This is a genomic window from Pseudomonas sp. SWRI81, assembly GCF_014268545.1.
In the GTDB taxonomy this organism is placed as follows: domain Bacteria; phylum Pseudomonadota; class Gammaproteobacteria; order Pseudomonadales; family Pseudomonadaceae; genus Aquipseudomonas; species Aquipseudomonas hamedanensis.
This window is the reverse complement of record NZ_JABWQS010000093.1, coordinates 1-1,599: the sequence shown is the minus strand read 5'-3', so window position 1 is coordinate 1,599 and position 1,599 is coordinate 1. Positions and strand designations below refer to the sequence as shown.

Sequence of the window (1,599 nt, the reverse complement as noted above, 5' to 3'; positions counted from 1 at the left end):
CAGACTGTGTGAAAACGCAATCTGCCCCGGTTAAATACAAATGCCCCGACTTGTCGGGGCATTTGTATTTCTGAAAACTGAAAATAAAGGGCCTCTCAGCCCATCAGCATCATCAACTTTTGCGCTCCCAGCACCTGAATAGCCCTTTTCAAGTTGTAGGCCTGTACCGCAAGCGCCATTTCTGCGCGAGTGCCCTTCAACTGGCGCAGCAAAAACCGTCCGTTGCCAAAGATCCATCGTTTCAGATTGCCGAAGGGATGCTCGACGATGGATCGGCGATTGACCATCATTTCTGGATGGGCCTTCATTCGCCGTTCCATTCGCTCAAACGCCGCTTCGTGGGCGTGGCGCGTCAGATATCGGCGCTCGGCCTTGGTGCAGCAGCTTTTGAGCGGGCAACTTCGGCAGTCGCTGATAGCCGCCTGATAGATCCGGTCGTCCTTGCTCAGTTGTTTGAGTGTCAGTTGGTTACCGGCGGGGCACTGATATTGATCGTTGTCGGAGTCGTAAATGAATTCGGTTCGATCAAAGTACTGCTCTTCGCCACCGGTGGTGTTGATGGCCCGATTCGGTGGCACAAACGCCGTGATGCCGGCATCTTCACAACCCTGAAACTGGGCGCCATTGGAGTAGCCCGCATCCGCCGTGACGCAGAGTTCGGATTGATGCAGCTCCTCTTTGGCCGCTTTGGCCATCGGTTCGAGCTGGCGATTGTCAGTGCCTTCCTGAGTGACTTCGTGGTGCAGAATCAGGCAATGTTTGGCATCCACCGCACTTTGAATGTTGTAGGCCACGAGCGGTCCGGACGCTGTTCGCATTTTTCGCGCATCGGGCTCGCCCACAACGTGCTGAACCAGGCCTTGAGCTTGCATCAGCACTTGGCAGGTCTGGTTATTGGCCTTTTTTACCTGCAACTCCGCCAGCGCTGCCTGCACTGCTGAACGGTCGATCGACTCGCCTTCTTCGTCACGATCCGCTTCATCGAGCTGCGCCAGGTAGCGCGCAATTTTCTTGTCGAGCGCCGCTTCGCGGTGCTGGAGTTTTTTTGGTGTCAGGTGTTTGCGGCTAGCAGCCACCGCCTGAAATTTGCTGCCATCGATGGCCACCAGCTCGCCGGCAATCAGACCAGCCTGTCGGCAAAATCGAACAAAGGCTCGGCAGGTCGCGGTAAACGCAGCACTGTTGTCGCGGCGAAAATCAGCAATGGTTTTGAAGTCAGGCGCTAGTCGGCCCAACAGCCACATGACCTCGACGTTGCGCTGGCACTCAGCCTCAAGTCGCCGTGAGGAGCGAATGCGCTGGAAATAGCCGTACATATAGAGCTTGAGCAAATCGGCGGGATCGTATGAAGGACGTCCGGTGGCCTTGGGTCTGGCTTTATCGAAACCCAACTGCTCAAAGTCCAGAAGAGAAATGTAGGCCTCGATTACCCGCACCAGATGGTCATCGGGAATGAGTTCATCCAGCGAGAGCGGAAACAGCGCGCTCTGGGAGCGGTTTTCACCCTGGATATAGCGCATAAGAAAAATGCCCGTATCTTGCGATACGGGCATTTTCTTTAACCGGCCAGCAGAATGCTAGGTTTTCACACAGTCTGAT

The 1,599-nt window shown here is 55.2% G+C and carries 1 protein-coding gene; it reads right to left on the bottom strand.

Features of this window, described 5'->3' with window-relative positions:
• Window positions 1-95: 95 nt before the first annotated feature.
• Window positions 96-1,520 carry an IS1182 family transposase gene (locus HU765_RS26565; RefSeq protein ID WP_202883682.1) on the bottom strand — a complete coding sequence of 475 codons (1,425 nt, stop codon included), beginning with the start codon at window positions 1,518-1,520 and terminating at the stop codon, window positions 96-98.
• Between the last annotated feature and the right edge of the window lie 79 nt (window positions 1,521-1,599).